The organism is Novosphingobium oxfordense, assembly GCF_044029435.1.
In the GTDB taxonomy this organism is placed as follows: Bacteria; Pseudomonadota; Alphaproteobacteria; order Sphingomonadales; family Sphingomonadaceae; genus Novosphingobium.
On sequence record NZ_CP147005.1, the window covers coordinates 3,043,395 to 3,066,677 of the forward strand.

Annotated in this window: 23 protein-coding genes and 1 tRNA gene; 10 read left to right on the forward strand and 14 right to left on the reverse strand. The window is 65.9% G+C overall.

The window, feature by feature from the left end; genetic code table 11:
- Nucleotides 1-4: 4 nt before the first annotated feature.
- From WBP07_RS14420 to WBP07_RS14435, 4 genes are all read right to left on the reverse strand, one after another.
- A complete protein-coding gene (locus WBP07_RS14420; protein ID WP_395392073.1) occupies nt 5-991 on the reverse strand; it encodes an AAA family ATPase in 987 nt (328 codons plus the stop codon).
- Nucleotides 988-2,313, reverse strand: a complete 1,326-nt coding sequence (locus tag WBP07_RS14425) for a DUF4350 domain-containing protein (protein ID WP_395392075.1) — start codon at nt 2,311-2,313, stop codon at nt 988-990. The genes WBP07_RS14420 and WBP07_RS14425 overlap by 4 nt, the downstream gene beginning before the upstream one ends.
- Nucleotides 2,310-3,005: a hypothetical protein gene (locus WBP07_RS14430; RefSeq protein WP_395392077.1), complete on the reverse strand. Its 696-nt coding sequence runs from the start codon at nt 3,003-3,005 to the stop codon at nt 2,310-2,312. The genes WBP07_RS14425 and WBP07_RS14430 overlap by 4 nt, the downstream gene beginning before the upstream one ends.
- Before the next feature lie 75 nt (nt 3,006-3,080).
- Complete coding sequence (locus tag WBP07_RS14435) at nt 3,081-3,989, reverse strand: prephenate dehydratase (RefSeq protein WP_395392079.1); 909 nt, start codon at nt 3,987-3,989, stop codon at nt 3,081-3,083.
- A gap of 121 nt (nt 3,990-4,110) precedes the next feature.
- Between WBP07_RS14435 and WBP07_RS14440 the strand changes: the two genes are divergently transcribed.
- Complete coding sequence (locus WBP07_RS14440; RefSeq protein ID WP_395392081.1) at nt 4,111-4,737, forward strand: c-type cytochrome; 627 nt, start codon at nt 4,111-4,113, stop codon at nt 4,735-4,737.
- Nucleotides 4,738-4,836: 99 nt separating this feature from the next.
- Here WBP07_RS14440 and WBP07_RS14445 read toward each other — a convergent pair whose 3' ends face one another.
- The 3 genes from WBP07_RS14445 to WBP07_RS14455 are packed head-to-tail and all read right to left on the reverse strand — an operon-like array spanning nt 4,837 to nt 7,471.
- Nucleotides 4,837-5,385, reverse strand: a complete 549-nt coding sequence (locus tag WBP07_RS14445) for an RBBP9/YdeN family alpha/beta hydrolase (protein WP_395392082.1) — start codon at nt 5,383-5,385, stop codon at nt 4,837-4,839.
- Entirely contained in the window at nt 5,382-6,053 is a 672-nt protein-coding gene (locus tag WBP07_RS14450; RefSeq protein WP_395392084.1) for an RlmE family RNA methyltransferase, read from the reverse strand. The genes WBP07_RS14445 and WBP07_RS14450 overlap by 4 nt, the downstream gene beginning before the upstream one ends.
- The gene (locus WBP07_RS14455; RefSeq protein WP_395392085.1) at nt 6,050-7,471 is read right to left on the reverse strand and encodes a Ppx/GppA phosphatase family protein; all 1,422 of its coding nucleotides are present in this window, start codon (nt 7,469-7,471) and stop codon (nt 6,050-6,052) included. Before WBP07_RS14455 ends, WBP07_RS14450 begins: the two co-directional genes overlap by 4 nt.
- A gap of 142 nt (nt 7,472-7,613) precedes the next feature.
- Between WBP07_RS14455 and WBP07_RS14460 the strand changes: the two genes are divergently transcribed.
- Nucleotides 7,614-7,687: transfer RNA gene (locus tag WBP07_RS14460), tRNA-Gln, on the forward strand.
- Between the two features lie 223 nt (nt 7,688-7,910).
- On the opposite strand, the gene WBP07_RS14465 is transcribed toward WBP07_RS14460, so the two are convergent.
- The 3 genes from WBP07_RS14465 to WBP07_RS14475 are packed head-to-tail and all read right to left on the reverse strand — an operon-like array spanning nt 7,911 to nt 10,149.
- Nucleotides 7,911-8,660 carry an SDR family NAD(P)-dependent oxidoreductase gene (locus WBP07_RS14465; protein WP_395392087.1) on the reverse strand — a complete coding sequence of 250 codons (750 nt, stop codon included), beginning with the start codon at nt 8,658-8,660 and terminating at the stop codon, nt 7,911-7,913.
- Complete coding sequence (locus WBP07_RS14470) at nt 8,660-9,208, reverse strand: cupin domain-containing protein (RefSeq protein WP_395392088.1); 549 nt, start codon at nt 9,206-9,208, stop codon at nt 8,660-8,662. Before WBP07_RS14470 ends, WBP07_RS14465 begins: the two co-directional genes overlap by 1 nt.
- The gene (locus WBP07_RS14475; protein ID WP_395392089.1) at nt 9,205-10,149 is read right to left on the reverse strand and encodes a fumarylacetoacetate hydrolase family protein; all 945 of its coding nucleotides are present in this window, start codon (nt 10,147-10,149) and stop codon (nt 9,205-9,207) included. The genes WBP07_RS14470 and WBP07_RS14475 overlap by 4 nt, the downstream gene beginning before the upstream one ends.
- 174 nt (nt 10,150-10,323) lie before the next feature.
- Between WBP07_RS14475 and hisD the strand changes: the two genes are divergently transcribed.
- The 7 genes from hisD to WBP07_RS14510 all read left to right on the forward strand — a co-directional run bounded on the left by hisD (nt 10,324) and on the right by WBP07_RS14510 (nt 16,430).
- Complete coding sequence (gene hisD / locus WBP07_RS14480) at nt 10,324-11,655, forward strand: histidinol dehydrogenase (RefSeq protein WP_395392091.1); 1,332 nt, start codon at nt 10,324-10,326, stop codon at nt 11,653-11,655.
- Between the two features lie 2 nt (nt 11,656-11,657).
- Entirely contained in the window at nt 11,658-12,413 is a 756-nt protein-coding gene (locus WBP07_RS14485) for an SDR family NAD(P)-dependent oxidoreductase (RefSeq protein ID WP_395392092.1), read from the forward strand.
- Nucleotides 12,414-12,438: 25 nt separating this feature from the next.
- Entirely contained in the window at nt 12,439-13,590 is a 1,152-nt protein-coding gene (locus WBP07_RS14490; RefSeq protein WP_395392094.1) for an alpha/beta hydrolase, read from the forward strand.
- Nucleotides 13,591-13,649: 59 nt separating this feature from the next.
- The gene (locus WBP07_RS14495; RefSeq protein WP_395392096.1) at nt 13,650-14,696 is read left to right on the forward strand and encodes a Rieske 2Fe-2S domain-containing protein; all 1,047 of its coding nucleotides are present in this window, start codon (nt 13,650-13,652) and stop codon (nt 14,694-14,696) included.
- A complete protein-coding gene (locus WBP07_RS14500) occupies nt 14,689-15,096 on the forward strand; it encodes a VOC family protein (RefSeq protein ID WP_395392098.1) in 408 nt (135 codons plus the stop codon). Before WBP07_RS14495 ends, WBP07_RS14500 begins: the two co-directional genes overlap by 8 nt.
- Entirely contained in the window at nt 15,093-15,380 is a 288-nt protein-coding gene (locus WBP07_RS14505) for an antibiotic biosynthesis monooxygenase family protein (protein WP_395392100.1), read from the forward strand. Before WBP07_RS14500 ends, WBP07_RS14505 begins: the two co-directional genes overlap by 4 nt.
- A gap of 63 nt (nt 15,381-15,443) precedes the next feature.
- On the forward strand, nt 15,444-16,430 hold the full coding sequence (locus WBP07_RS14510) for an MBL fold metallo-hydrolase (protein WP_395392102.1): 987 nt from the start codon (nt 15,444-15,446) through the stop codon (nt 16,428-16,430).
- 6 nt (nt 16,431-16,436) lie between these two features.
- Here WBP07_RS14510 and WBP07_RS14515 read toward each other — a convergent pair whose 3' ends face one another.
- From WBP07_RS14515 to gltX, 4 genes are all read right to left on the reverse strand, one after another.
- Nucleotides 16,437-17,414 carry a nucleoside hydrolase gene (locus WBP07_RS14515; RefSeq protein ID WP_395392103.1) on the reverse strand — a complete coding sequence of 326 codons (978 nt, stop codon included), beginning with the start codon at nt 17,412-17,414 and terminating at the stop codon, nt 16,437-16,439.
- Between the two features lie 103 nt (nt 17,415-17,517).
- The gene (locus WBP07_RS14520; protein ID WP_395392105.1) at nt 17,518-18,588 is read right to left on the reverse strand and encodes a VOC family protein; all 1,071 of its coding nucleotides are present in this window, start codon (nt 18,586-18,588) and stop codon (nt 17,518-17,520) included.
- Nucleotides 18,589-18,693: 105 nt separating this feature from the next.
- On the reverse strand, nt 18,694-19,965 hold the full coding sequence (locus WBP07_RS14525; RefSeq protein WP_395392107.1) for an MFS transporter: 1,272 nt from the start codon (nt 19,963-19,965) through the stop codon (nt 18,694-18,696).
- A 142-nt stretch (nt 19,966-20,107) separates the two neighbouring features.
- Nucleotides 20,108-21,439 carry a glutamate--tRNA ligase gene (gltX, locus tag WBP07_RS14530; protein WP_395392109.1) on the reverse strand — a complete coding sequence of 444 codons (1,332 nt, stop codon included), beginning with the start codon at nt 21,437-21,439 and terminating at the stop codon, nt 20,108-20,110.
- 158 nt (nt 21,440-21,597) lie between these two features.
- Between gltX and WBP07_RS14535 the strand changes: the two genes are divergently transcribed.
- Complete coding sequence (locus WBP07_RS14535) at nt 21,598-23,163, forward strand: S10 family peptidase (protein ID WP_395392111.1); 1,566 nt, start codon at nt 21,598-21,600, stop codon at nt 23,161-23,163.
- Nucleotides 23,164-23,283 lie beyond the last annotated feature (120 nt).

Here is a 23,283-nt window from a genome sequence, read left to right on the forward strand (position 1 = left end):
CGGATCAGCGCGGCGCCTCGGTCTGTTCGACAAGCGTGGCGACCAGCGCTTCCACCTGCTTGCCCTCGATCTCCGCCGCCGGGCTCAGCAGCAGGCGGTGGCGCAGCACGCTGGGGGCCAGCGCCTTCACATCGTCCGGCACCACGTAGTCGCGCCCGTCCAGCGCGGCGCGGGCGCGGGCAGCGCCGGCCAGCAGCACCGCCGCGCGCGGCGAGGCACCGCTGGCCAGATCCGGGCTTTCGCGCGTGGCGCGCACCAGCCGCACAACGTAGTCCACCACGCTCTCGGCGAGTTTGACCTGCGACACCGTGCGGGTGGCCGCATCCAGCAGCGCGCGGTTGGCCACGGCGGTCACGCCGCATTCGGCCGGCGTCGGCGCGCCACGATTCTCACCAAAGCGCGTGACGATGCGCAGTTCCTCGTCATGGCTGGGATAGGCGACGTCCAGCTTGAACAGGAAGCGGTCCAGCTGCGCTTCGGGCAGCGGATAGACGCCTTGGCTCTCGATCGGGTTCTGGGTGGCCACGACCATGAAATGATCGGGCAGCGCGTGGGCGGTACCGTCCAGCGTCACCCGGCGCTCCTGCATGGCTTCCAGCAGGGCTGCCTGCGTCTTGGGCGGGGTGCGGTTGATCTCGTCCGCCAGCAGCAGGTCGCAGAAGATCGGGCCGCGCGTCAGCGTGAACTGGCTCGTCTGGAAATTGAACAGGTTGGAACCCAGGATATCGCCGGGCATCAGGTCCGGCGTGAACTGGATGCGGCCGAACTCCAGCCCCAGCGAAGCGGCAAAGCACTGCGCCAGGAAAGTCTTGGCGGTTCCCGGAGGGCCCTCCAGCAGCACGTGCCCACGCGCCATCAGCGCGATCAGCATATGCTCCACGGTCTCGGTCTGGCCGACGACCGCCTTGGCGATCTGCTCGCGAATGTCGGCCGCGATCGCGGCGACTTGCGCAAGGTCGCTGCCGAAATCGACAGTCTGGGCATCGGTCATCGGGTCAACATCCTTTCGAGCGCGTGGAGATCGCGCGCAGCCTTGACGAGGTCTTGCGGACGCCGGGCCTGCCGAAGGCGCGCGGCGATCGCGGAAAAGGGTTCGGCGGAAGGGTCGCGCGAATGCAGGGCGCGGTCGATGGCGGCATCGGCCTCCGCACCGTCCAGCGTGCGCGGCAGGGCAAGCGCGCGGACCAGCCGCTCACGCGCATGATCGGCGTAGGGCCTGGAGATCAGGTGCAGGCGCCCGGTGCGGCGCACCAGTCCCGCCGCATTGGCCACCAGCGCGCGCTTTCCGAAGGCAATTGCGCGATCACTCGCCAGCGGCGGGCCGAAGCGCAGGAACGCCCGCCAGCCCAGCACCAGAGCGGCCAGCAGCAGGCACAGCGTCGCGGCGAGGAAGGGGGGCGTGAAAGCCAGCGTCAGCAGGTTCTGCGCGCGGCCAAAGCCGTTCAGCGTCAGATCGAAGGTGATCGGATCGCCCGGCTTGGTGCCTATGGAAGCGACCAGCGCATCGATCAGCCGGGCGGAATGCACATCCGCCATGCCCCAGTTGTTCACCAGATCGGGGTCGAACACCACGACGATGGGATAGAGTTCCTCGTCCGGCTCATCCGCGTCGGACGATACGCCCGCGGCTTTCTCCAGCCCGGGGTAGACGCCTTCGTCGGCGATGAAGCCGGCCAGGATGTGCCCGGCGCCATCGCGCACCAGTGGCGCGACATCGTCGCCATCGCCCCAGGACACGGTGCGTCCCGGAAGCGCGCCGGCGATGCCCATGCCGGCCCACCCCATGCGTCTTGCACGTCCCGGGACGGCATCATGCCCAACGCCTACGTCGTCCAGGAAGCCCTTCCATTGGGCCAGCTGAGGCTCGCCCAGATTGACCCAGCCCTTCCGCGCGCCCTTCTCCGTCTGTTGACGCGTGGCGGGCGATGCAAACCACTTCGGCGTGATCACCAGCGTCGGCCCGACATAGCGCCGCTTGGACACGATCTTCTCGATATCCTCGCCCTTGGCGAAGGCCGGCGGCGTCAGCACCAGCAGCCCGGGCTTGTCGAGCGCGCCTTCGTTGCGCGACTTGTGCACCGCGTAGCCCCGACGATCGAGGTACGTGGCCATCGCCGCATAGCCGTTGAGGCCGCGCCCATCGGCATGGGCCTGCCCGTCATTGGTTTCGCTGAAGCCCGTGCCCGTGCCGATCATCCAGAGCAGCGCGACGAACAGCCCGCAACCCAGCACGACCACGGCGAGGACAGACCAGCGCGAGAATGGGTTCGCCCCCACTTCCACGGTTTCGGGATGGAAATCGGTGCCGTTCATGCGGAAAACCGTACTTGAGCGAATTCGGCATAAGCCGCCCTCGCGGCCGACCAATCCTGCGCATCCAGTTCACGCAATGCGAAACGGCTGCGCTCCACCCGCCCGGCGATCGTGCCGAAAGCATCGCGCCCCTGCGGCGGCAGTGCGGGCAGCATTGCGATCTCGCGCGCGGTGCTGGCGGGATGCAGCCATTCGGGACGGTGGGCGCGAATCTGCTGGACGCTGCGGCGAAGCAGAAGGTGCGTCGCCTCGGCAAAACGCCCCTCTGCAGCCAGGCGATCGGCATCCGAAAGCAACGCGGCAGCCTCTGCCCGATCGGGCACCCACTGCTCCACCGCTTCCTCTTCGGGCCGGGACACGCGGCCGAAAATCATCTGGCCGAACAGGCGCCACAGCACGAACAGCACCAGCAGGACGGCCAGAGCGATGAGAACGTACTGGAATATCGGCCACGACATGCCGAGCATCCGGCCGATCGGCTTGAACACGGCCTCCAGCCATTCGCCAAGCTGGCGCAGCCATTCCGGCGTGTGCGGTATCGGCGCCTTTACCTGCGGCAGCGGGGCATACTGGATATCTGCGGAGCCGCGCACCGCCGCCCAGTCGGCCGCAGCGTCGCTTGCCCCGTTTCGAGGCGCGGTCGCACCCGCCAGTTGACCCCCACCAATTGCCACGGCCGGGGTGATTGGCATGCCCTGCCCCGGCAGACAAGCCGTTGTGCGTTAACAATCTGTCGGTGCGCCGAATTTTCGGCGCACCGGGCAGGATCAGCCGCGCGGACGGGCCTGGCGATAGGTTCCCAGCGGACGCACGTACTTACAGTGGAAAGCCAGTTCCTGCAGCGCCGAATCGACACGCGGATCGCCCGGCGCGCCTTCGATGTCCGCATAGAACGTCGTCGCCGCGAAGCTGGCGCCGATCTGGTAGCTTTCCAGCTTCGTCATGTTCACGCCGTTGGTGGCAAAGCCGCCCAGCGCCTTGTAGAGTGCAGCCGGGATGTTCTTCACTTCGAAGATGAAGGTGGTCATCGCCTTTTCGCCCTTCAGAGCGAAGGGATCCAGCGGCTCGCGCGCCAGCAGGACGAAACGCGTGGTGTTGTCCGCCGCGTCCTCGACATTCTCTTCCACGATCTTGAGGTCGTAGAGTTCGGCCGCCAACTTGGGCGCGATGGCGCAGGCCGAAGGATCGCCCAGTTCGCGCACCAGCGCCGCGGCGCCGGCAGTATCGGCATAGGCCATCGGCACGATCCCGCGCTCACGCAAGTAATGGCGCGACTGGCCCAGGCCCTGCGGATGGCTGTAGGCGGCAGAGAACGGGCCCGTCGTCCCATCTTCGCGGGGCGGCGCCATCAGCGCGTGGTGGATCGACATGAAATGCTCGCCCACGATCGACAGGCCGCTTTCGGGCAACAGGAAGTGGATGTCCGCCACGCGCCCGTGCTGCGAATTCTCGATCGGGATGATCGCCCGCTCGGCCCGGCCTTCCTTCACCGCATCCAGCGCATCCTCGAACGAAAAGCACGGCAGCGGCAGGCTCTCGGAATCGTACTCCAGCGCGGCGCGGTGCGAATTGCATCCGGGCGCACCTTGCAGCGCCATCGCCCGGGCGGGATCAGCGGCAGCAGCCTCCACCATCCGGGAGACAAGGTCGAGCGCGGGTTTGGGATAGGAATTCATAGCGACCGCGCGCTTAAGCGGCATTGCGCGCAACCGCAATGGCTCTTGCGCTAACTTGCGGGCAACATTAGGACCTCGAAGCCAAGAGGATCATCATAACAATACCCGGGGCAGTCAGGACATGGACGATCGTTTCAACACCATTGCCGGGTGGACTCTGTTCGCCGGCGTCGTCGGTCTGGGTCTTACCAGCGTCAGTGCTCATTACTTCCGCGCCGATAAGCATGACCGTCCCGCTACCATGGGTTATGCGATCGAGGGGGTAGAAGAAACTACCGAGGGCGGCGCCGCCGAACCGCCGATCGAAGCGCTGCTGGCCACTGCCGATCCCGCCAAGGGCCAGGCCACCTTCGCCAAGTGCCAGTCCTGCCACACGATCAATGCGGGCGGCGCCAACGGCATCGGCCCCAACCTCCACGGCGTGGTGGGCGAGGAAATCGGCAAGGGCGTGGGCGGCTTCGCCTTCTCCGACGCGCTGAAGGGCGTGGGCGGCAAGTGGGACTTCGACAAGCTGAACCAGTGGCTTAAGAGCCCGAAGGCCATGGCCCCCGGCACCAAGATGACGTTCGCTGGCCTTCCCAAGCCGGAAGACCGCGCGAACGTGATCGTCTACCTCAATTCGCAGGGATCGAACCTGCCGCTGCCGGCTGCACCCGCTGCCGGTGCCGCGCCGGCCAAGGGCGCTGCGCCTGCCGCCGATGCCTCGGCCGCACCCGCTGCGGACGCCAGCGCGGCGGCCGCGCAGTAAATACAAGATCCGGCTTCGGTCGGCAGAAGACGGTCCGCGGGCTTCACCGAGTCGCCTGCGGGCCGTTTTCGTTATCCGCTATCGGCGCGGCGGCCGGCGTCAGCGCTGCGCGATGGACAGCGTTTCCTCGAAACGGCCAAGGCGCTCGCGCCCCCAGGCCCAGTCGCCAAGGCCGCTGGCGCCGTTGATGTGGCCAAGCGCGCCAGCCTCCACGAACTGGCACCCCCACTGCCCGGCACGCAGCCGCGCGTAGTCGATCGGGCCGTAAGGATCGTCAGTGCTGGCAATCAGCATCGACGGAAACCGCAAGGGCGATGTCGGCGGATTGGCGAAACCGCGCGCCTCGTCCGGAAAGGCGCTGCCTTCCGGGTCTGGCGGCGCCACCAGCAGCGCACCGCGCACCCGCAGGCTTGATCGCGCACTCCAGTGCGCCACCAACAGGCAGGCCAGGCTATGCGCGACCAGCACTGGCGGCTCGGAGGCCTGCGTGACCGCGCGGTCCAGCGCGGCGATCCAGTCGTCCAGTTCCGGCTCGTCCCAACTCGCGGGGACGAAGCGCTGCATGCGCGGATCGGCCTGTTCCCACTGCGTCTGCCAGTGGGCCGGACCGGACCCGCCGATGCCCGGCAGGACGACATAGGCGCTCATGCTTCCTCGCGGCCCTTGAAGCCCTTGGCGATCACGTACCACTCGGACGAATCCTTGCGGCTGGCCGGCGGCTTCGCGTGCTTGACGCTGGTGAAGCGGCGCTTCAGCAGGCCCAGCAGTTCGGTATCGGTGCCGCCCGCGAAAACCTTCGCCACGAACGTCCCGCCTGGGGCCAGCGACTGGATCGCGAAGTCGGCCGCCGTTTCCACCAGGCCCATCGTGCGCAAGTGGTCGGTCTGCTTGTGGCCCACGGTGTTGGCCGCCATGTCCGACAGGACCAGATCCGGCGCGCCGTCCAGCGCGCCTTCCAGCGCGGCAGGTGCCTCGTCCGCCATGAAGTCCATCTCGAAGATGGTCACGCCCTCGATCGGATCGGTGGGCAGCAGATCGATACCCACGATCTTCGCCTGCGGCCGCTTCAGGCGCAGCACCTGGCTCCAGCCGCCCGGCGCAATGCCAAGGTCGACCGCGCGCTCCACGCCCTTGAACAGATCGAACTTCTCGTCGAGTTCGATCAGCTTGTAGGCGGCGCGGCTGCGATAACCGTCCGCCTTGGCCTTCTTCACATAGGGATCGTTGAGCTGGCGGGTCAGCCAGCGCGCAGAACTGGTCGTGCGCTTCTTGGCGGTACGAAGCCGCTCCTTGGGATCGCGTCCGGATCGGCTCACGGCCGGGCCTCCAATGCTTGTGCGCCCGCCGTGGCGAGCATGGTCTTGTTCGAAGTGTGCGAGGCGATCAGGCTTCGCAGGATGCCCTCGCGGATGCCGCGATCGGCAACGCCCAGCCGCGCGGACGGCCAGAGGTCGAGAATCGCCTCAAGGATAGCACATCCGGCAACGACAAGGTCTGCGCGTTCGCGGCCGATGCAGTTCAACTCGCGCCGCTCCTCGATCGACATCGATGACAGGCGCGAACTGATGTCGCGCATCGATTCGGCGGGAACGATCAGCCCGTCCACCATGCGGCGGTCGTACTGCGGCAATTCCAGATGCAGGCTGGCCAGCGTCGTCACCGTGCCGCTGGTGCCCAGCAGGCGCAGCGGCCCGGTCTGCGCCGCACTCTCGCGCGCCGGGGCGACACGCTCTGCAAAACCGGCGAAGCTATCGGCCACCAGTCCGTGCATGTGCTTGTAGCGCGTCAGCCGCTCTTCCAGTGTCGTGCCTTCGGGCGGGCAGCTTTCGGTGAGCGAAACCACGCCCCAGGGCACCGATTGCCAGTCGAGGATGCGCGGCACGGTGCCGGTGCTCTCGATCAGCACGAGTTCGGTGGAGCCGCCGCCGATGTCGAAGATCATCGCCGGGCCCAGCCCCGATTCGAGCAGGACATGGCAGCCCAGCACCGCCAGCCGCGCTTCCTCGCGCGCGCTGATGATATCCAGCGCGATGCCGGTCTCCTGGCGCACGCGCTCGATGAACTCGGGCCCGTTGACGGCACGACGGCACGCCTCCGTCGCCACCGAGCGGGCGAGGTAGACGTTGCGACGCATCAGCTTGTCCGCGCAGACACGCAGCGCGCCCAATGTGCGATCCATCGCTGCGTCCGACAGACGGCCGGACTGCGCCAGCCCCTCACCCAGCCGCACGACACGGCTGAAGGCGTCGATCACCGTAAAGTTCTCGCCGGACGGGCGCGCGATCAGCAGGCGGCAGTTGTTGGTGCCAAGATCGATCGCCGCATAGGATTGTCGCGGATGCTGCCGTGGCAGAATCGCATCCCGGATGCCGGGACGCAGTTCGGCGGGGCGAGTGCCCGATTCGGCATTCCCTGCCTCGACCACCGCCACGTCAGGGCGGCGTGGTTCGGCAGGACGTGCCTGCGTGGTCGCCGTCTTCTTGCCGGGCTTACGCGACTTGCCCGATTTTCGGGCCGAGCGCGTCTTCTCCCGGCGTGGTGGCGCCGACGATGGGTTCGTGGATTCTTCGCGCGGCGCTCCGCCTGCCGCGTCGGCGCCGCCACTCCTGGCCTGCACCTTCGCCTTGGCCGTGCCGGGACCGGACGGGCGCGATTTGCCCCTCCTCGCCTTGCGCCGCCTGCTGGGGCGGCCTGACACGTCGACTCTTGCTGCCGGCGGATCGTGCTCCGCCATGATTCAAAATCTCTTCAAAAAATCTGCCGCCATGCGTGGCGGGTACATGCCCTGATGCTAACGCCCAGACGACAAAGGAGCAAGGGCGGTAAAAAAGGGTGTTGACCCGAATCACGACCGCTACTAGAGGGGCGCCTCCCGATGCCCCGTCGTCTAATGGTAAGACTACGGATTCTGATTCCGTCTATCGAGGTTCGAATCCTCGCGGGGCATCCAAATTTCCCTAAATCGCTGAAATCGCGGGTTCGTTGCCTGATGCACATCGGCACTTCGCAGATGCGCGCCGCCCTCTCCCATGGCTGGACGGGCCTGTTCGGCAGATGCGGAAAGCCGTCGGCGAATCATCGATCATCGCAGGCCCGAGCATGGGCGTTCGGGCATTCGCCCCGGCGTTAATTGTGGCTGAGGCGCGGCGAACCGATTCGCGACTGCGGCCCCGCTAAGAGCCGTCGGTAATCAACGTTCCACCATCGACGACGAGATTGTGCCCGGTAACGAATGCGCCGGCATCGGAAGCCAGGAACACCGCCGCGCCTGCCACTTCGGCGGGCGTGCCGGGCCGCCGGAGCGGCGTCATCGCCATGCGGCGGGCCATGAAAGCCTCGTCCGCCAGCAGTGGCCCGGACAGTTCGGTGGCGATGAAACCGGGCGAGATCGCATTGACCCTCACGCCGCGCGGTCCCCACTCCACCGCCAGATTGCGTGCCAGTTGCGCAACGCCCGCCTTGGCAAGCGCATAGGCGTTGATTCGCCCATTGCCCCGCAATCCCGAAAGGCTGGACACCAACACCGCCGCGCCGCCGCCCCGCGCCGCGATCTGCGGCAGGGCGAGATTGCAAAGCGAAATCTGACTGGTGAGGTTGATCGCCATGACTCGGGCATAGTCGGCCATGTCGAGATCGGCGAACGGCCCTGCCTTGCCGGTGATCCCGGCATTGCAGACCAGCACGTCCAGCCCGCCAAATTCCGCCACCGCGCGGTCGACCAATGCGGCCAGCGCGGCATCGTCGGTCACGTCGCAAGGCTGGCCCGGCATGCCGAGTTCGGCGGCGACACGCGCGGTATCCCCGGCGTCCTCGCTGGAAATCACCACGCGCGCGCCTTGGGCGATCAGCCCCTCGGCAATGGCGCGACCGATCCCGCGCGTGGAGCCGGTGACGATCGCGCTTTTGCCGGTAAGGTCGAACATCAAGCTTTACCTGCTGCCTCGTTGTAGACGGGATCGACCTGCTCGGGCTTGGCCTCGTCCAGCGGCACGCCATTGTGGAGATAGGCGGGCGCTTCGATCAGAATGAAGGCGATGCGGCAGACTTCCTCGGTGGTGTTGCGCCACAGGTGGTTGGTGCCGCGCTGGACGATGATGCCGCCTTCGCGCACCGTCTTCTTGCGGCCGTCTTCCAGTTCCAGTTCGATCTCGCCCTTCAGCACGATGCCGTAGTCGATCGAGTTGGTGCGGTGCATCGGGCTCTGCTTGCCTGGCAGCATGTCCACAACGCGGATCACCGAGCCGCCTTCCAGCGTCGTGCCGGTTGGGCGTTCGCGGCCTTCAGTCTCGTCGTTATTGTCGGCCGGGACGGTGGCAGTGGTCCAGATCGTCAGGAACGAGGCATCGCCAGAGGGCACCATCTTGGTCGGCGTCACGTCTTCGGAGCGGAACACGGCACGGCCATTCTCGTCATGCCCGGTGACGACGCGCTGGACCGGCGGCAGGCCGGAATCGGAAAGAACCTCGCTCATGCCTTCACAACCTTCTGTTCGATCACGCCGAACGGCGCGCGGCCGTCGACAAGGGTTCCCTGCATGCGCACGCTGTCGCCAAAGCGCATGAATTCAGTGCGCGGCTCACCGAAATCGACCAGTTCGATTCCGCGCCGCTCGGCAATGCAGGAGGAGCCGATCTCGCGGTAATTCTCGTTGGAAACGGTACCGGATCCGATCACCGTGCCCGCCACCAGATCGCGCGTGGCGCAGGCATGGGCGACAAGTTCGTGGAAACCATGGCCCATCGGCTCGCCATTGGCGGCGCCGAAGCGCTTGCCGTTCCAGTCCACGAGCAGGTCCATGCAGACGCGCCCGTTGCGCCATTGGTCGCCCAGTTCCTCCGGCGTTACCGCGAAGGGCGCCATCGAACACGGCGGCTTGGCCTGCACCCAGCCGAAGCCGGTCTTCATCTCCGGCCCGGCCAGCTTCCGCAGCGACCAGTCGTTAATCTGCACGATCAGGCGAATGTGCTTCAGGCAATCCTCGGCCGAAGTGCCCATCGGCACGGCATCGACGATCACGCCGAACTCGCCCTCGAAATCGATGCCGTTCTCTTCGGTGAGGTAGCGCACATCCTCGGCAGGACCGTAGAACTTGTCCGAAGTCCCCTGATACATCAGCGGCTTGCCGGTCTTCACCGGCACCACGCCCAGCGCCTTGTCCATCAGTTCCCCGTGGCAGGCGAAAGCCGAACCATCGAGCCACTGCCACGCACGCGGCAGCGGCGCGCGCAGCAGCGCAGCCTCGAGCGCTTCGGGAAATTCGGAAATCTCGGCCAGCACGGGCGCGACGAAAGTCCAGCTTTCCATCGCCTGTTGCAGCGTATCCACCGGCGCGTGGGCATAACGATCGCCTTCGGGCGAAACGACAACGAGGTGCCCGTCCGGGGTGCCGTCATCGAGAGTGGCGAGGCGCATTGTTCCTTGTTCTCCCAAGAATGCCTTGTGCTTGGGAACCGGGCTAGCGAAGCCCCTGTGCGGCAACAACGGCATAGGATCGATAGCAAGGCATCGATAACATGCGATGGTCCCCGCTCGCTCCCCGGCGCTAGGTCCGATGAAAATCACGTCACACCGGATCGGGAGAATATCATGGCCATCTGGCTGAAGCGCGGCGCCACTGCCGAGGCAAAGGCAGACGCAGACCGCAAGGTCCGCGACATCGTCGAGGCGGCGCTCGCCGATATCGAGAAGCGCGGCGACGAAGCGGTGCGCGACATGTCGATCAAGTTCGACGGCTGGGACCGCGACGACTATCGCCTCAGCCAGGCCGAGATCGACGCCTGCGTCGACAGCCTGACCCCGCAGGAACGCAAGGACATCGAGTTCGCGCAGGCACAGGTGAAGAACTTCGCCCAGATCCAGCGCGATTCGATGAAGGATGTCGAGGTCGAGACGCTCCCCGGCGTCGTGCTGGGCCACAAGAACATCCCGCTCAATTCAGCGGGCTGCTACGTGCCGGGCGGCAAGTATCCACTGCTCGCTTCCGCCCACATGTCGGTGATCACCGCCAAGGTCGCGGGCGTGAAGCGCGTCATCACTTGCGCCCCGCCGTTTCAGGGCCAGCCGGCACGCGCCATCGTCGCCGCGCAGGCCATGGCCGGCGCCGATGCGATCTATGCGTTGGGCGGTATTCAGGCCGTGGGCGCCATGGCGATCGGCACGCAGAGCATCGACCCGGTCGACATCCTGGTCGGCCCCGGGAACGCCTTCGTCGCCGAGGCCAAGCGCCAGCTTTTCGGCCGCGTCGGCATCGACCTGTTCGCCGGACCGACCGAAACCCTCATCATCGCGGACGAGATCGGCTGCGATCCTGAAATCGCCGCCACCGATATCCTCGGCCAAGTCGAGCACGGCCCGGACAGCCCCGGCGTGCTGCTGACCAATTCCGAAAAGTTCGCCCGCGCGACCATGGCCGAGATCGACCGCCTGCTCCAGATCCTTCCCACCGCCGACCATGCGCGCAAGGCGTGGGAGACTTTCGGCGAAGTGATCGTGACCGACAGCTACGAGGAAATGGTCAAGGTCGCCGACGAGATCGCCAGCGAGCACGTGCAGGTGATGACCGCCGATCCGGATTACTTCCTGAACAACATGACCAACTACGGCGCGCTGTTCCTGGGGAACCGCACCAATGTCAGCTTCGGCGACAAGGTGATCGGCACCAACCACACGCTGCCCACCAAGAAGTCCGCGCGCTACACGGGCGGTCTGTGGGTCGGAAAGTTCCTGAAGACCTGCACCTACCAGCGCGTCACCACCGATGAGGCGTCGGCGCTGATCGGCGAATACTGCTCACGCCTCTGTGCGCTGGAAGGCTTCGCGGGGCATGGCGAACAGGCCAACATCCGCGTGCGCCGCTTCGGCGGCCGCAACGTGCCCTATGCCGGGCAGGCCGAGCCGACACCCGAAACGGCGGCCTGATCATGGCGATCCCGCAGACGCCGAGCCTGCGCCTTGACGGACGACGGGCTGTGGTGACCGGGGCGGGCCGGGGCATCGGCCTCGGCGCCGCCGCCGCGCTGGCTGCCGCGGGCGCCGAGGTCACGCTCGTCGCCCGCACCTCGGCCGAGATCGAGGCCGCCGCCGTCGAAATCGGCAATGGCGCGGAGGCCGCGACGCTGGATGTCTCCAACCTCGACGCTGTCGCCGCGTTCTTCGAAAGCCGAGAGCCGTTCCACGTCCTCGTCAACAACGCCGGTACCAACCGGCCCAAGCCGATGTGGGAAGTGAGCGAGGACGATTACGACGCCGTGCTCGATCTCAATCTCAAGTCCGCCTTCTTCGTGGCGCAGTCCTGCGTGAAGCGGATGATCGAAACCGGCACCCAAGGCAGCCTGATCCACATGGGCAGCCAGATGGGGCATGTCGGCGGGCCGAACCGTTCGCTCTACTGCGCCAGCAAGTGGGCGCTGGAAGGCATGAACAAGGCCATGGCGCTGGACCTTGCCCCCCACGGCATCCGTTCCAACACCATCGCCCCGACTTTCATCGAGACCCCGCTGACCAAGCCGTTTTTCGAAGACGAAGCCTTCAAGGCCAGCGTCCTTTCCAAGATCAAGCTGGGCCGCATCGGCCAGGTGGAGGATCTGATGGGCGCGGTGCTGTTCCTCGCTTCCGACGCTTCCGCGCTCATGACCGGCACCAGCCTCGTCGTCGATGGCGGCTGGACTGCCGAATAATCATCTGAAAATCGCAGGATAGATCATGTTCGAACCGTTTCCCGGAAACTACGTCTGGAACCTCGCCACCAACCTCGCGCTCGCCTGCGGCGGCAACTATGGCGAGATCGACGAGGCCAACCGCCCGATCATGGAAGCCAGCAAGGCCGGTGCCGATGCCGGCTCCGCGCAGATGTTCGATAGCTGGATCGCCGTCGCCGATCAGGTCTGCGCCAATGCCGAGGCCGACGAGGCGGCAGGCTACCTGCTCTCCGCCGGCACCAAGTATCTTCGCGCCTCGGGCTACTACCTCGCTGCCGAGCGCATGCAGAGCCGCGACTATGCCCCGCGCTGGGCGGCTTACGACAAGGGGCTGGAACTCTTCCACAAGGGTGCAAAGCTGCGCGGGCTGCACATCGACAAGGTGGAAATCCCCTACGAAGATGGCGCCTATACCGGCATCTTCGTCCACGACGGTTCCGGCACGCCGCGCCCCACGCTGGTTTCGGTCAACGGGCTCGATTCGATGAAGGAGCAGGTCTGCATGGCGGGCCACGGCCACTCGAATCTGGAGCGGGGCATGAACACCCTGTTCGTCGACCAGCCCGGCACTGGCGAAGCGATCCGCAAGCGCGGCCTTCCCGCCGTTTTCGACGGCGAACGCTGGGGCACGCCCGCGCTCGAATACCTGCTGACGCGCGACGACGTGATCCATGACCGGATCGGCATTTTCGGCCTCTCCTTCGGCGGCTACCACGCCCCGCGCATCGCCGCCAATGAGCCGCGCTATGCGCTATGCGCGGTGATGGGCGCCAACCACGTCTGGGGCCGCCGCCAACGCGAACGCGTCGCCAATGAGGGCGAAAACCCGGTGCCGCACTACTGGGATCACGTCATGTGGGTTTTCGGCATCAATAACCGCGATGCCTTCCTCGAATATGCGGACCAGATCACGCTGGACGGTCAGGTGGAGAAGATCCGCGTCCCCTTCCTGATCACCCATGGTGAGAACGATCGCCAGATCCCCGCCTTCAACGCCCAGCTCAGCTACGATCAGGCGGTGAACAGCCCCAAGCGCACGCTTCGAGTCTTCATCAAAAAGGATTTCGAAGTGGAGCACTGCGGCGCCGACAACGGCACCGGCATGCGCGACTACATCGCCGACTGGTGCGCGGAGACTTTTGCAGAGATGGGCTGACTCATCCTGCCTCAAGAACAAGAAAGGCCTGTTAAAGAGCCCCAGGGAGAGGCCGCGAAATGGAACGATATCTGCGCAATTGCTGGTACATGGCAGGCTGGTCCGACGAAGTCGGAGAAACCGGCCTGTCCCGCCGTATCCTTGACCGGCCGGTCTATCTTTACCGGCTGGAGGACGGTTCGCTGGCCGCCCTGCTGGATCGTTGCCCGCACCGCTTCGCGCCGCTGTCGAAGGGATCGCGCGAGGGGGACGTGGTGGTCTGCGGCTATCACGGCCTCGCCTTCGCGCCGGACGGGCACTGCGTGCGCAATCCCTTTGCCGACCGCATCCCGGCGGGATCGACGATACCGCGCTTCGCCGCCGCCGAACGCGATGGCATCGTCTGGCTCTGGGGCGGCGATCCGGATACGGCCGATGCGGCGCTGATCCCAGACTTCTCCTTCGTGCCCGATACCCCGCACAGCCGCACCGTGCGCGGATACACGCTGATGAAGGCGAATTACGAATACGGCACCGACAACCTGCTGGACCTCTCCCACATCGAGTTCGTCCACAAGGGCACCTTTGCCGGGCAAGGCGTGATCTTCGCCGGCAAGCACGCGGTGGAGGTTGAGGATCGCACGCTCCATTCCAATTGGTGGATGCCCGATATCCCGCCGCCCTCCGTCGCGCGGCCGCATTTCCCCGCCGATGCGAAAGTCGACCACTGGCTGGACATGCGCTGGAACGCACCCGCCGCGATGCGGCTCACGGTCGGCGTCTGTCCGCATGGCACGGGGCGGGAGAGCGGCTTCGAAGTGCCACAGGCGCATATCCTAACGCCAGCGAACGAGCACGAAACGCATTATTTCTGGTCCTCCACCCGCTACGACGATCTCGATTCCGAAGAGACCGACGTCGCGCTCAAGGCGCTGTTCGGAGAAGCCTTCGATCAGGAGGACAAGCCAATGATCGAGGCCGCCTACGCCAATGTGAAAGGCCGCGATTTCTGGAGCGAGAAACCCCTCTCGCTGGGCATCGACCTGGGCGGCACCCGTGCGCGGCGGCTGCTGGAACGCTTCATTGCACAAGAGAAGAACATCTCCGAAGAGAAGAGCCATGGCTGAATTCACTTTCCACCACGGGGGCGTCTCGGTCCCCAGCCTTGACGAAGCGATCGACTGGTACGGCCGCGTGCTGGGCTTCGAGGTCGAGAAGAAGTTCTACATCGAAGCCGCAAAGTCCCACACCGCCATGGTCCGCAAAGGGCCGCTGCGGTTCGAGATCTTCGAAGTGGAGGGCGCCGCCGCCCTCCCCGAAGACCGCCGCTTCCCCCCGCGCGACCTCAAGACCCACGGCAACAAGCACGTGGCCTTCCGCGTGGAGGATCTGGAGGAATTCCTGACGGAGATGGAAGCCAAGCAGGCGGACATCGCCTTCGTGGTGCGTGAGGCTTTCGGCAAAGGCTGTTTCATCCGCGATTGCGCGGGCAACCTGATCGAATTCGTCGAGGAGCCGAACCTGTGATCCACGAAGTCGCCACTCTCACCATCGATCCCGCCCGCGCCGCCGATTTCGAAGCCACCGTGGCAGAGGCACAGCCGCATTTCGAAGCGGCCAAGGGCTTCGTCTCCTTCGCGCTGCATCGCTCGGTGGAAAACCCGGAGCGCTATCACCTCGTCGTCGGGTGGGAGAGCGTGGAGGCGCACATGGTCGATTTCCGCGAGTCCGAAGGCTTCCAGGCCTGGCGCGCGCTGGCCGGACCGTTTTTCGTGGGCACGCCCTCCGTCGAGCACTTCGCGTTGATTTAACGCGGTTCCAACTCTCGCACTTCCGCAGGCCGTTCCTACATGGCCTGCGGAGGTCGCCCTCAGATGCCAGATCGCAATCGCTACTATACCGGACCCGTCACCGATCATTTCGACGGCACGCGCTTTCTCAACCCCGCCGGCGAGCCGAAAACCGACCGGTCCTTTCGCGATATCCTGCGCTGGCGGCGCACCGCCCCGTCGACGCAATGGCCGAAAAGCGTGCCCGTCACGCCGATAGTGCCCGAAGATCGGGTGGAAGGCCTGCGCGTGACCATGGTCGGCCACGCCACCATGCTCATCCAGATCGGCGGGCTGAACGTGCTGACCGATCCCGTGTGGTCGGAGCGGGCAAGCCCGGTGCAGTTCGCCGGTCCGAAGCGCGTAACCGCGCCGGGCGTGCGCATCGAAGACCTGCCGCCGATCGATGCGATCCTGCTCTCGCACAACCACTACGATCATCTCGACGTGGCGACGCTCAAAGCGCTGCATGACCGGCACAAGCCGCTGATCGTCACCCCGCTGGGCAACGACGGCATCATCCTGCGCCACATCCCCACGGCGCGGATTTCCGCAGGTGACTGGGGCGACGCGCTCGACATCGCGCCCGGCGCGCGAGCCCACATCGTTCCCGCCCTCCACTGGTCCTCCCGCGGGATGGGTGACCGGCGGATGGCGCTGTGGGGCGGCTTTATGCTGCGTGTCGGCGCACGGCTGGTCTACTTCGCAGGCGACACCGGATACGGCACCGGCAATATCTTCCGCCGCCTGCGCGAAGATTTCGGCGCGCCGGATGTCGCCCTGCTGCCGATCGGTGCCTACGATCCGCGCTGGTTCATGGCCGCGCAGCACACCGATCCGGAAGAGGCGATCCAGATCATGCTCGACCTTGGCGCCCGCGCCGCCGTGGGCATGCACTGGGGCACCTTCAAGCTGACCGACGAACCACGCGACGACCCGGCGGAGCGCCTGCGCGCAGGCCTTGCGGAACGCGGGATCGATCCGGCCGCCTTCGTCCCTCTACTGCCGGGGGAAGCGGCCGACTTCGACTAGCGAAAGTCAGACTTCGCCTTTCGCGTGGAGGCGCATCAAGGCGAAGAAGTCCCCGAAAGTCAGCCGCGCATCCAGAGTCCGGAACACCCGCACCGTCCGTCCGGCGATCTCCTCGCCGTAGGTGCAGTCGGGTTTGATGCGCCGTGCGGGCAGGTCCACATGCGTGCTGCTCTCCTGCGAAATGGCGCTGAGCAGCACCGTGGGGCTATCCCCCAGCGGCCAGCTTCCGCCTACGTCCACGAACGAGGGCGGCGTGGTGAACTTGTCGTAGAGCCATTCACCGAAGGGTGAGATCGGGCGAAGCTGCTCGGCCAGTTCGGCGACCGAGAACTGCATCTGGCGATAGGCATCCTGCGGGATCTGCCAGAGCGGCACTTTCGATTCCTCGATCACCGCCCGGGCAGCAGGAATGTCGGCGGAGAGATTGTATTCCCAGCCACCCGCCGGATAGGCGCCGCCGCCGATCCAGATCACCGTCATGCGCGCGGCGATCTTCGGTTCCAGCCGCAGTGCCGCCGCAAGATTGGTGAGCGGCCCTCCGCAAGTGAAGAACAGCGGCAAGGGGTCGTCGCGCATCACCTCTGCCACGATCGCCCGCGCCGCCTCGCTCGCTTCGGGCTGCGCCGCACCGAGCACTTCCGATCCGGCCTTGACCGGCGGCGGGGTCTTGATCCCGGCGCGGCGGATCAGTTCCTCCGCTGTCGCACGTCCAGCAGCGGCGGTGGTTCCGACGGGGACGTTGCCCACCAACTTCGGATCGAGCGCGGAGGATGTGACCAGCACCGTGCGCGTCTTGGGCGTCAGCAACTGGTGCGCAAGCGCCACCAGACCGTCCGGATCGCCGGCGAAATCGTTGTCGATGATTACGCGGGCCGAAGCGCGCTGCGGAATCTGTCGATAGGCCGCCGCGCGGGCCAGTCCCGGCAGCATCGCACCGCCCACAATCGCCCCGCAGGACACCACGAAATTCCGGCGTGAATGCACCAGCCCCTCCCAATCAAGAATTATGATTCCAATTTATACGACTGCGGCCGGCGTGCAAGTCGCACGCCGGCCGCATCGTTGAATTCCCGATGGAATGACCCGCCTAGATCGCGTGCTCATCATCCTCCGTCAGTTCGCTGAGCTTGCCGTCGATCGGCCGTTTGCCGGGCTTGGCCTTGCGGAACGGTTCGAAGCTGGCGCGGTCCGCGTCGAAGGCCATGTCCCAGGGAATGTTGTCGCCCCGGAAGATCGGCGGCGCATTGTTCGACCAGAGCAGCGAGCCGAAGCGGAAATCCCAGGCGCGCGGCACCCAGTTATCGTCCAGATAGTCGGTATCGGCATGGTACTCGGCCTCGCCCGCCTTTCCGGGCATGTCGCAGTAGTAATAGATCGCGCTGGAAATGCGGTGGCGGGAGATGCCGCCGGAGCTGTTCATGCTCTCGTTCTTCCAGCCCTTCTTCTCCATGATGTTGGCGCCCAGCATCACTTCGTCGATATCGTCCATGCCGAAGGCGATGTGCATGAACTTGAAGTGGTTCGGCGCGATGGGAAGATCGCAGTTCACCCAGAAGATCGAGTGATGCTCATAGGTGCCGCCCGCGCGCGCGAAGATGCCGGTGCCTTTCGAATGATCGACATAGCGGAAGCCGAAGTGGCGTTCGTAGAATTCGAAGCTGCCGACATAGTCGGGCGAGAAGAACACGACATGGTTGATCGTCTTGGGCACCGCCTTCTGGCGCCAGATTCGATGCTGGTTGAAGCGCGGATAGCTGGCCGGGGTGTTGACCGGGCTGGCCTCCGAATGGAACGCACGCTTGTCCCACACGCGCAGCGCCACTGGCTGGCCATCGGGGCAGACGGCGTGGACGGTGCCGTCCGCGTCGCGCGCTACGGCAACCTCGGCGGCAAGGCTGGCCGCGATGCTTTCAAGGTTTTCCGCCGTATCGACGCCCCAGACGGTTTCCTTCAACCCGTCGCCCGGGAACGGGTCCGGGCTCGGCAGGCGGGCGTCGCCGTGGCGCAACACGATCACCCGGCTGCCCGAGGCGAGGCGGAACACGGCCTCATCCGCACTCGCGCTTTCCAGCGGCAGGCCGAAGTCGGTCCAGAACCGCGTATGTTCGGCCACGTCCGCCACGCCGAACAGGACGCTCTCAACTCCCAGAATGCTCATGCTTGTCTCAATCCTGACTTTTCCTAGGCTCGGTTATGACCGGCTGGAAGAGGCAGGAAAAACGCATGGAATCGGATCGCAGCTATCGAGCGCGCCGAATTGGAATTAGCCGGAGAACGCCGCCTCGGTATGGCGCGGCACGCAGAGCAAGCCGATCAGGCTGAGCACGGCGGCAACCGAGATATAGAGGCCCACGAACAACACCCCGCCCTTGTCCACCAGCCCCTGCGCAATCGCCGGCGCGAAGCCTCCCCCCAAGATGCCGCCGACGTTGAAAGCGATCGACGATCCCGTGTAGCGCACCCGCGCGTCGAACAGCTGCGGCAGCAGCGATGCGAGCGGGCCGTAGACGAAGCCCATCGTGAACAGGCCGAGCGAAAGGAAAGCGGCAATCGCTGCCAGCGATCCTGCGGCAAACATCGGCCCCATCAGCAGGCCGACGACAATGGCCCCGGCGCTGCCCGCGATCAGCACGCCGCGCGAAGACCAGCGATCCGCCGCATAGCCCGCCAGCACGATGCCCACCGCCATGAACAGGATCGCGAAAAGCTGAACGCCCAGGAACGCCTGCCGGTCGTAGCCCAGTTCCTTGGTCCCGTAGCCCAGCGCGAAAGCGGTGGTCAGGTAATAGATCGCAAAGCAGGCGACGACTGCGAACGTGCCCGCCAGCGTCTGGCGCATGTGGGTGCGGAACAGTTCGACGATGGGGATCGATTTCGGCCGCTCTCCGTGCATCGCTGCGAAGGACGGCGTTTCGGTCAGGCGGAAGCGGATCCACAGGCCCAGCCCGACCAGCACCGCGCTCAGCAGGAACGGGATGCGCCAGCCCCAGCGCACGAAATCGCCTTCGGACAGGGTCAGGCTCAGCACCAGGAACAGGCCGTTAGCGGCAATAAAACCCACCGGCGCGCCCAATTGCGGGAACATGCCGAAGCGCGCGCGCCAGCCGGGCGGGGCGTTCTCCACCGCCAGCAGCGCCGCGCCGCCCCATTCGCCGCCAAGGCCAAGGCCCTGCGCAAAGCGCATCAGGCAGAGCAGGAACGGCGCGATCCAGCCGGCGCTCTCGTACGTAGGCAGCAGGCCGATGGCGACGGTCGCGCCGCCCATCAGCAGCAGCGAGGCGACGAGTGTGGACTTGCGCCCGATGCGGTCCCCGAAATGGCCGAACAGCGTCGCCCCTACCGGCCGGGCGACGAAGGCCACGCCGAAGCTGGCGTAGGCGGCGAGCTGCTGGATCGATGCCGAGTGCGAAGGAAAGAACAGCGGCCCGAACACCAGCGCGGCGGCGGTGGCGTAGACGTAGAAATCGTAGAACTCGACCGCGGTACCGACCAGGCTGGCGGTGAGGATGCGCGCATTGCGACGGTATTCGTTCATCAACCCGCGCTCCCGTTCGCGCGAGTATCCCGATCTGCCGTCACTTGCCCCGTCCTTTTCGAAAATTGCGACTCGGCGGGGATTTACGGCAATTGATGCCCAAGTACACCCGCCGGTCGCGCATTTTTCGAGGAGCGGTTTCTCAGCCCGCCGCGCGCAGACGCTCCAGCGCGGCATCGCGGCCGATCAGCGGCAGCAGCGCGGACATGTCCGGCCCATGCTCCATCCCGGTAAGCGCAAGGCGAAGCGGCAGGAACAGCGCCTTGCCCTTGCGGCCGGTGGCATCCTTCAGCGCGCCGGTCAGCGCCTTCCAAATACCCTCGTCCCATTCCAGCGTCGGCAGGACCTTGGCGGCCTGCACGGCAAAGGCCTTGTCCTCGTCCGAAAGCGCGGGCGCCGCAACCGGTCCCGTGACGACGCCCCACCAGTCGTGCGCCTCGTGAACGTGGGCAAGATTGGGTCGCACCACGTCCCAGCCCGCTGCATCCATGCCTTCGGGCAGGCGCGCGCGCACGGCATCGAAAGTCAGCGCATGAACCACGGCGGCATTGACGCGTTCCAGTTCCGCCTCATCGAAGCGAGCCGGGGCTCGGCCGAAATGCGAAAGGTCGAAGGCGGCCGCCAGCGCCGCCGCGTCGAGCGCGGGATCGACCGGATCGCTGGTGCCCAGACGGCCGAGCAGCGCGACGACTGCTTGCGGCTCGATGCCGATCTCACGGAAATGGGCGACGCCCAGCGAGCCGAGGCGCTTCGACAGCTTGCCCTCGGTGCCCACCAGCAACGCCTCGTGCGCAAAGGCGGGAACCGGTGCGCCGAGCGCGGTGAACATCTGCACTTGCGCGGCGGTGTTGGAAACGTGGTCTTCGCCGCGCAGGATCTGCGTGACGCCCATGTCGATATCGTCGATGGCGGAGGGCAGCATGTAGAGCCACGATCCATCCGCGCGGCGGATCACCGGATCGCTGATCTGCGCCGGATCGAACTTCTGCGCGCCGCGAATACCGTCTTCCCACGTGATCGGCTCGTCATGGTCGAGCAGGAAACGCCAATGCGGCAGATCTCCGGCGGCGATCTTCGCGGCCTTCTCCTCCTCGCTCAGCTTCAGCGCGCCGCGATCGTAGATTGGCGGCAACCCGCGCCCCAGCAGCACCTTGCGCTTCAGTTCCAGTTCCTGCGGCGTTTCCCAGCAGGGATAGACGCGGCCAGCGGCCTTCAGCCGCTCGAACTCCCGCTCATAGAGGGCGAAGCGGGCCGACTGGCGCTCCTCACCCGCCCATTCGATGCCCAGCCAAGCAAGATCGGCGCGGATGCCGTCGACATATTCCTCTTTGGAGCGCGCCGCATCGGTATCGTCGATGCGCAGCAGGAACTTGCCCCCGGCCTGTTTGGCCAGCAGCCAGTTGTGCAGCGCCGTGCGAATATTGCCGACGTGAAGGTGCCCGGTGGGCGAGGGAGCGAAGCGGGTGACGGTCATGGCCCGCGCGATTACGGCGCGCAGCGGCAGAGGTCAATTTTCTGCGCGCAGCGGCCGTACCGGACTGTCAGAAATGTATAACATATGCCCTTGCCCGACAGCCCTGATGCATTACCAATACGCCCCGGTTCGCACCCTTCAAAATCAAAGGATTGCTCATGCGGCTTCCCGCAAAGCTGGCTTTCGCCTCGCTTCTCTCGCTGACACTCGCCCAACCCGTCCTCGCCCAGAAGACCGACACGCCCGACGCTGAAAAGCAGCACGCGGCCAAGACCGCCGAAGCCGTCGCCAACGGCTGGGCCAGCGCCCCCGTGGACGAAGCGGTCAAGACCTCCAACGGTTCGGTCACGGTCGATGGCAAGTCGATCAGCTACACCGCCACCGCCGGCACGCTGACCATCCGCGATGCGCAGGGCAAGCCGACCGCCAGTCTGTTCTACACCGCCTATACCGCGCCGGGTAAGCGCCGCCCGCTGACGTTCTTCTACAACGGCGGCCCGGGATCGGCGAGCCTGTGGCTGCGCATGGGCAGCTTCGGCCCCGAACGCGTGCGCACGACGGATCCCACCGCCGTCGCCCCCGCGCCCTTCGATGTCGGCCCCAATCCGGACAGCCTGATCGGCAGCACCGACATGGTGTTCATCGACGCGGTCGGCGCCGGCTATTCGCGCCCGCTGGGCGACGCCAAGCCGACCGACTTCTACGGCGTGGACCAGGACGTCGACGCCTTTGCCAAGGCGATCTTTCGCTACGTATCCAAGAACGGCCGCTGGGGCGATCCCAAGTACATCTTCGGCGAAAGCTACGGCACCACCCGCTCCGGCGCGCTGGCCTACCAGCTTGAGGATCGCGGCATGGCGCTGAACGGCGTGGTCCTGCTCTCCTCGATCATGAACTACGGCGTGCGCCAGTCGGGCTTTGACAATGTCTATGTCGGCTATCTGCCGACTTACGCCGCCGTCGCCTGGTACCACAACCGCGTGGCGGACCGCCCCGCCACCGTCGCCGAATTCACCGAGCAGGCACGCCAGTTCGCCAACGGCGCCTATGCCAGCGCGCTGGCCAAGGGGCAGGACATCGCGCCTGAAGAACGCGACGCGGTGGCCCAGCAGTTGAGCCGTTTCACCGGCATTTCGGTGGATTACATCAAGCAGGCCAACCTGCGGATCGACCTCAACCGCTTCCGCAAGGAACTGCTGCGCGGCGAACGCGAGACGGTGGGCCGATTCGATGGACGCTACCTGGGCGTCGATGCCGATTCGGCGGGCGAAGGTCCGGAATTCGACGCTTCGGACACGGCGATCAGCGGCCTCTACATCGGCAGCTTCCTCGACATGCTGGGCAACAAGCTGGGCTACAAGACCGACCTCGACTATCGCCTGAGCGCCAGCGAGGGCGGCGCGTTCAAGTGGGACTGGTCGCATGAAAGCCCTGCATCCGGCTATGGCCGCCACCAGAACGTCGCCGACGTGACGGTGGACCTGTCCAGCGCGATGCGCACCAATCCGCATCTGCGCGTGCTCTCGCTCAACGGCTATTACGACATGGCGACGCCGTTCTTCTCCACCGAGCGTGACCTGAAGCACATGATGCTGCCGGCGGCGCTGCAGCAGAACCTGCAGTTCCACTACTATCCGGCGGGCCACATGGTCTATCTGAACCCCGAAGCGCTCCATCAGATGCGCCTCGACATGCAGCGCTTCTACGCCGAAGGCGCGCACTGACGATAACGGGGCGGTGCAGTGCGCCGCCCTTGTTTTCCCGGGGTCTTATCCTGAGGTTTTATTCCAAGCTTGGGTAACCGGGCATGTCGCCCGGCCGGCAGGGCGCGGCGATCGATTGCC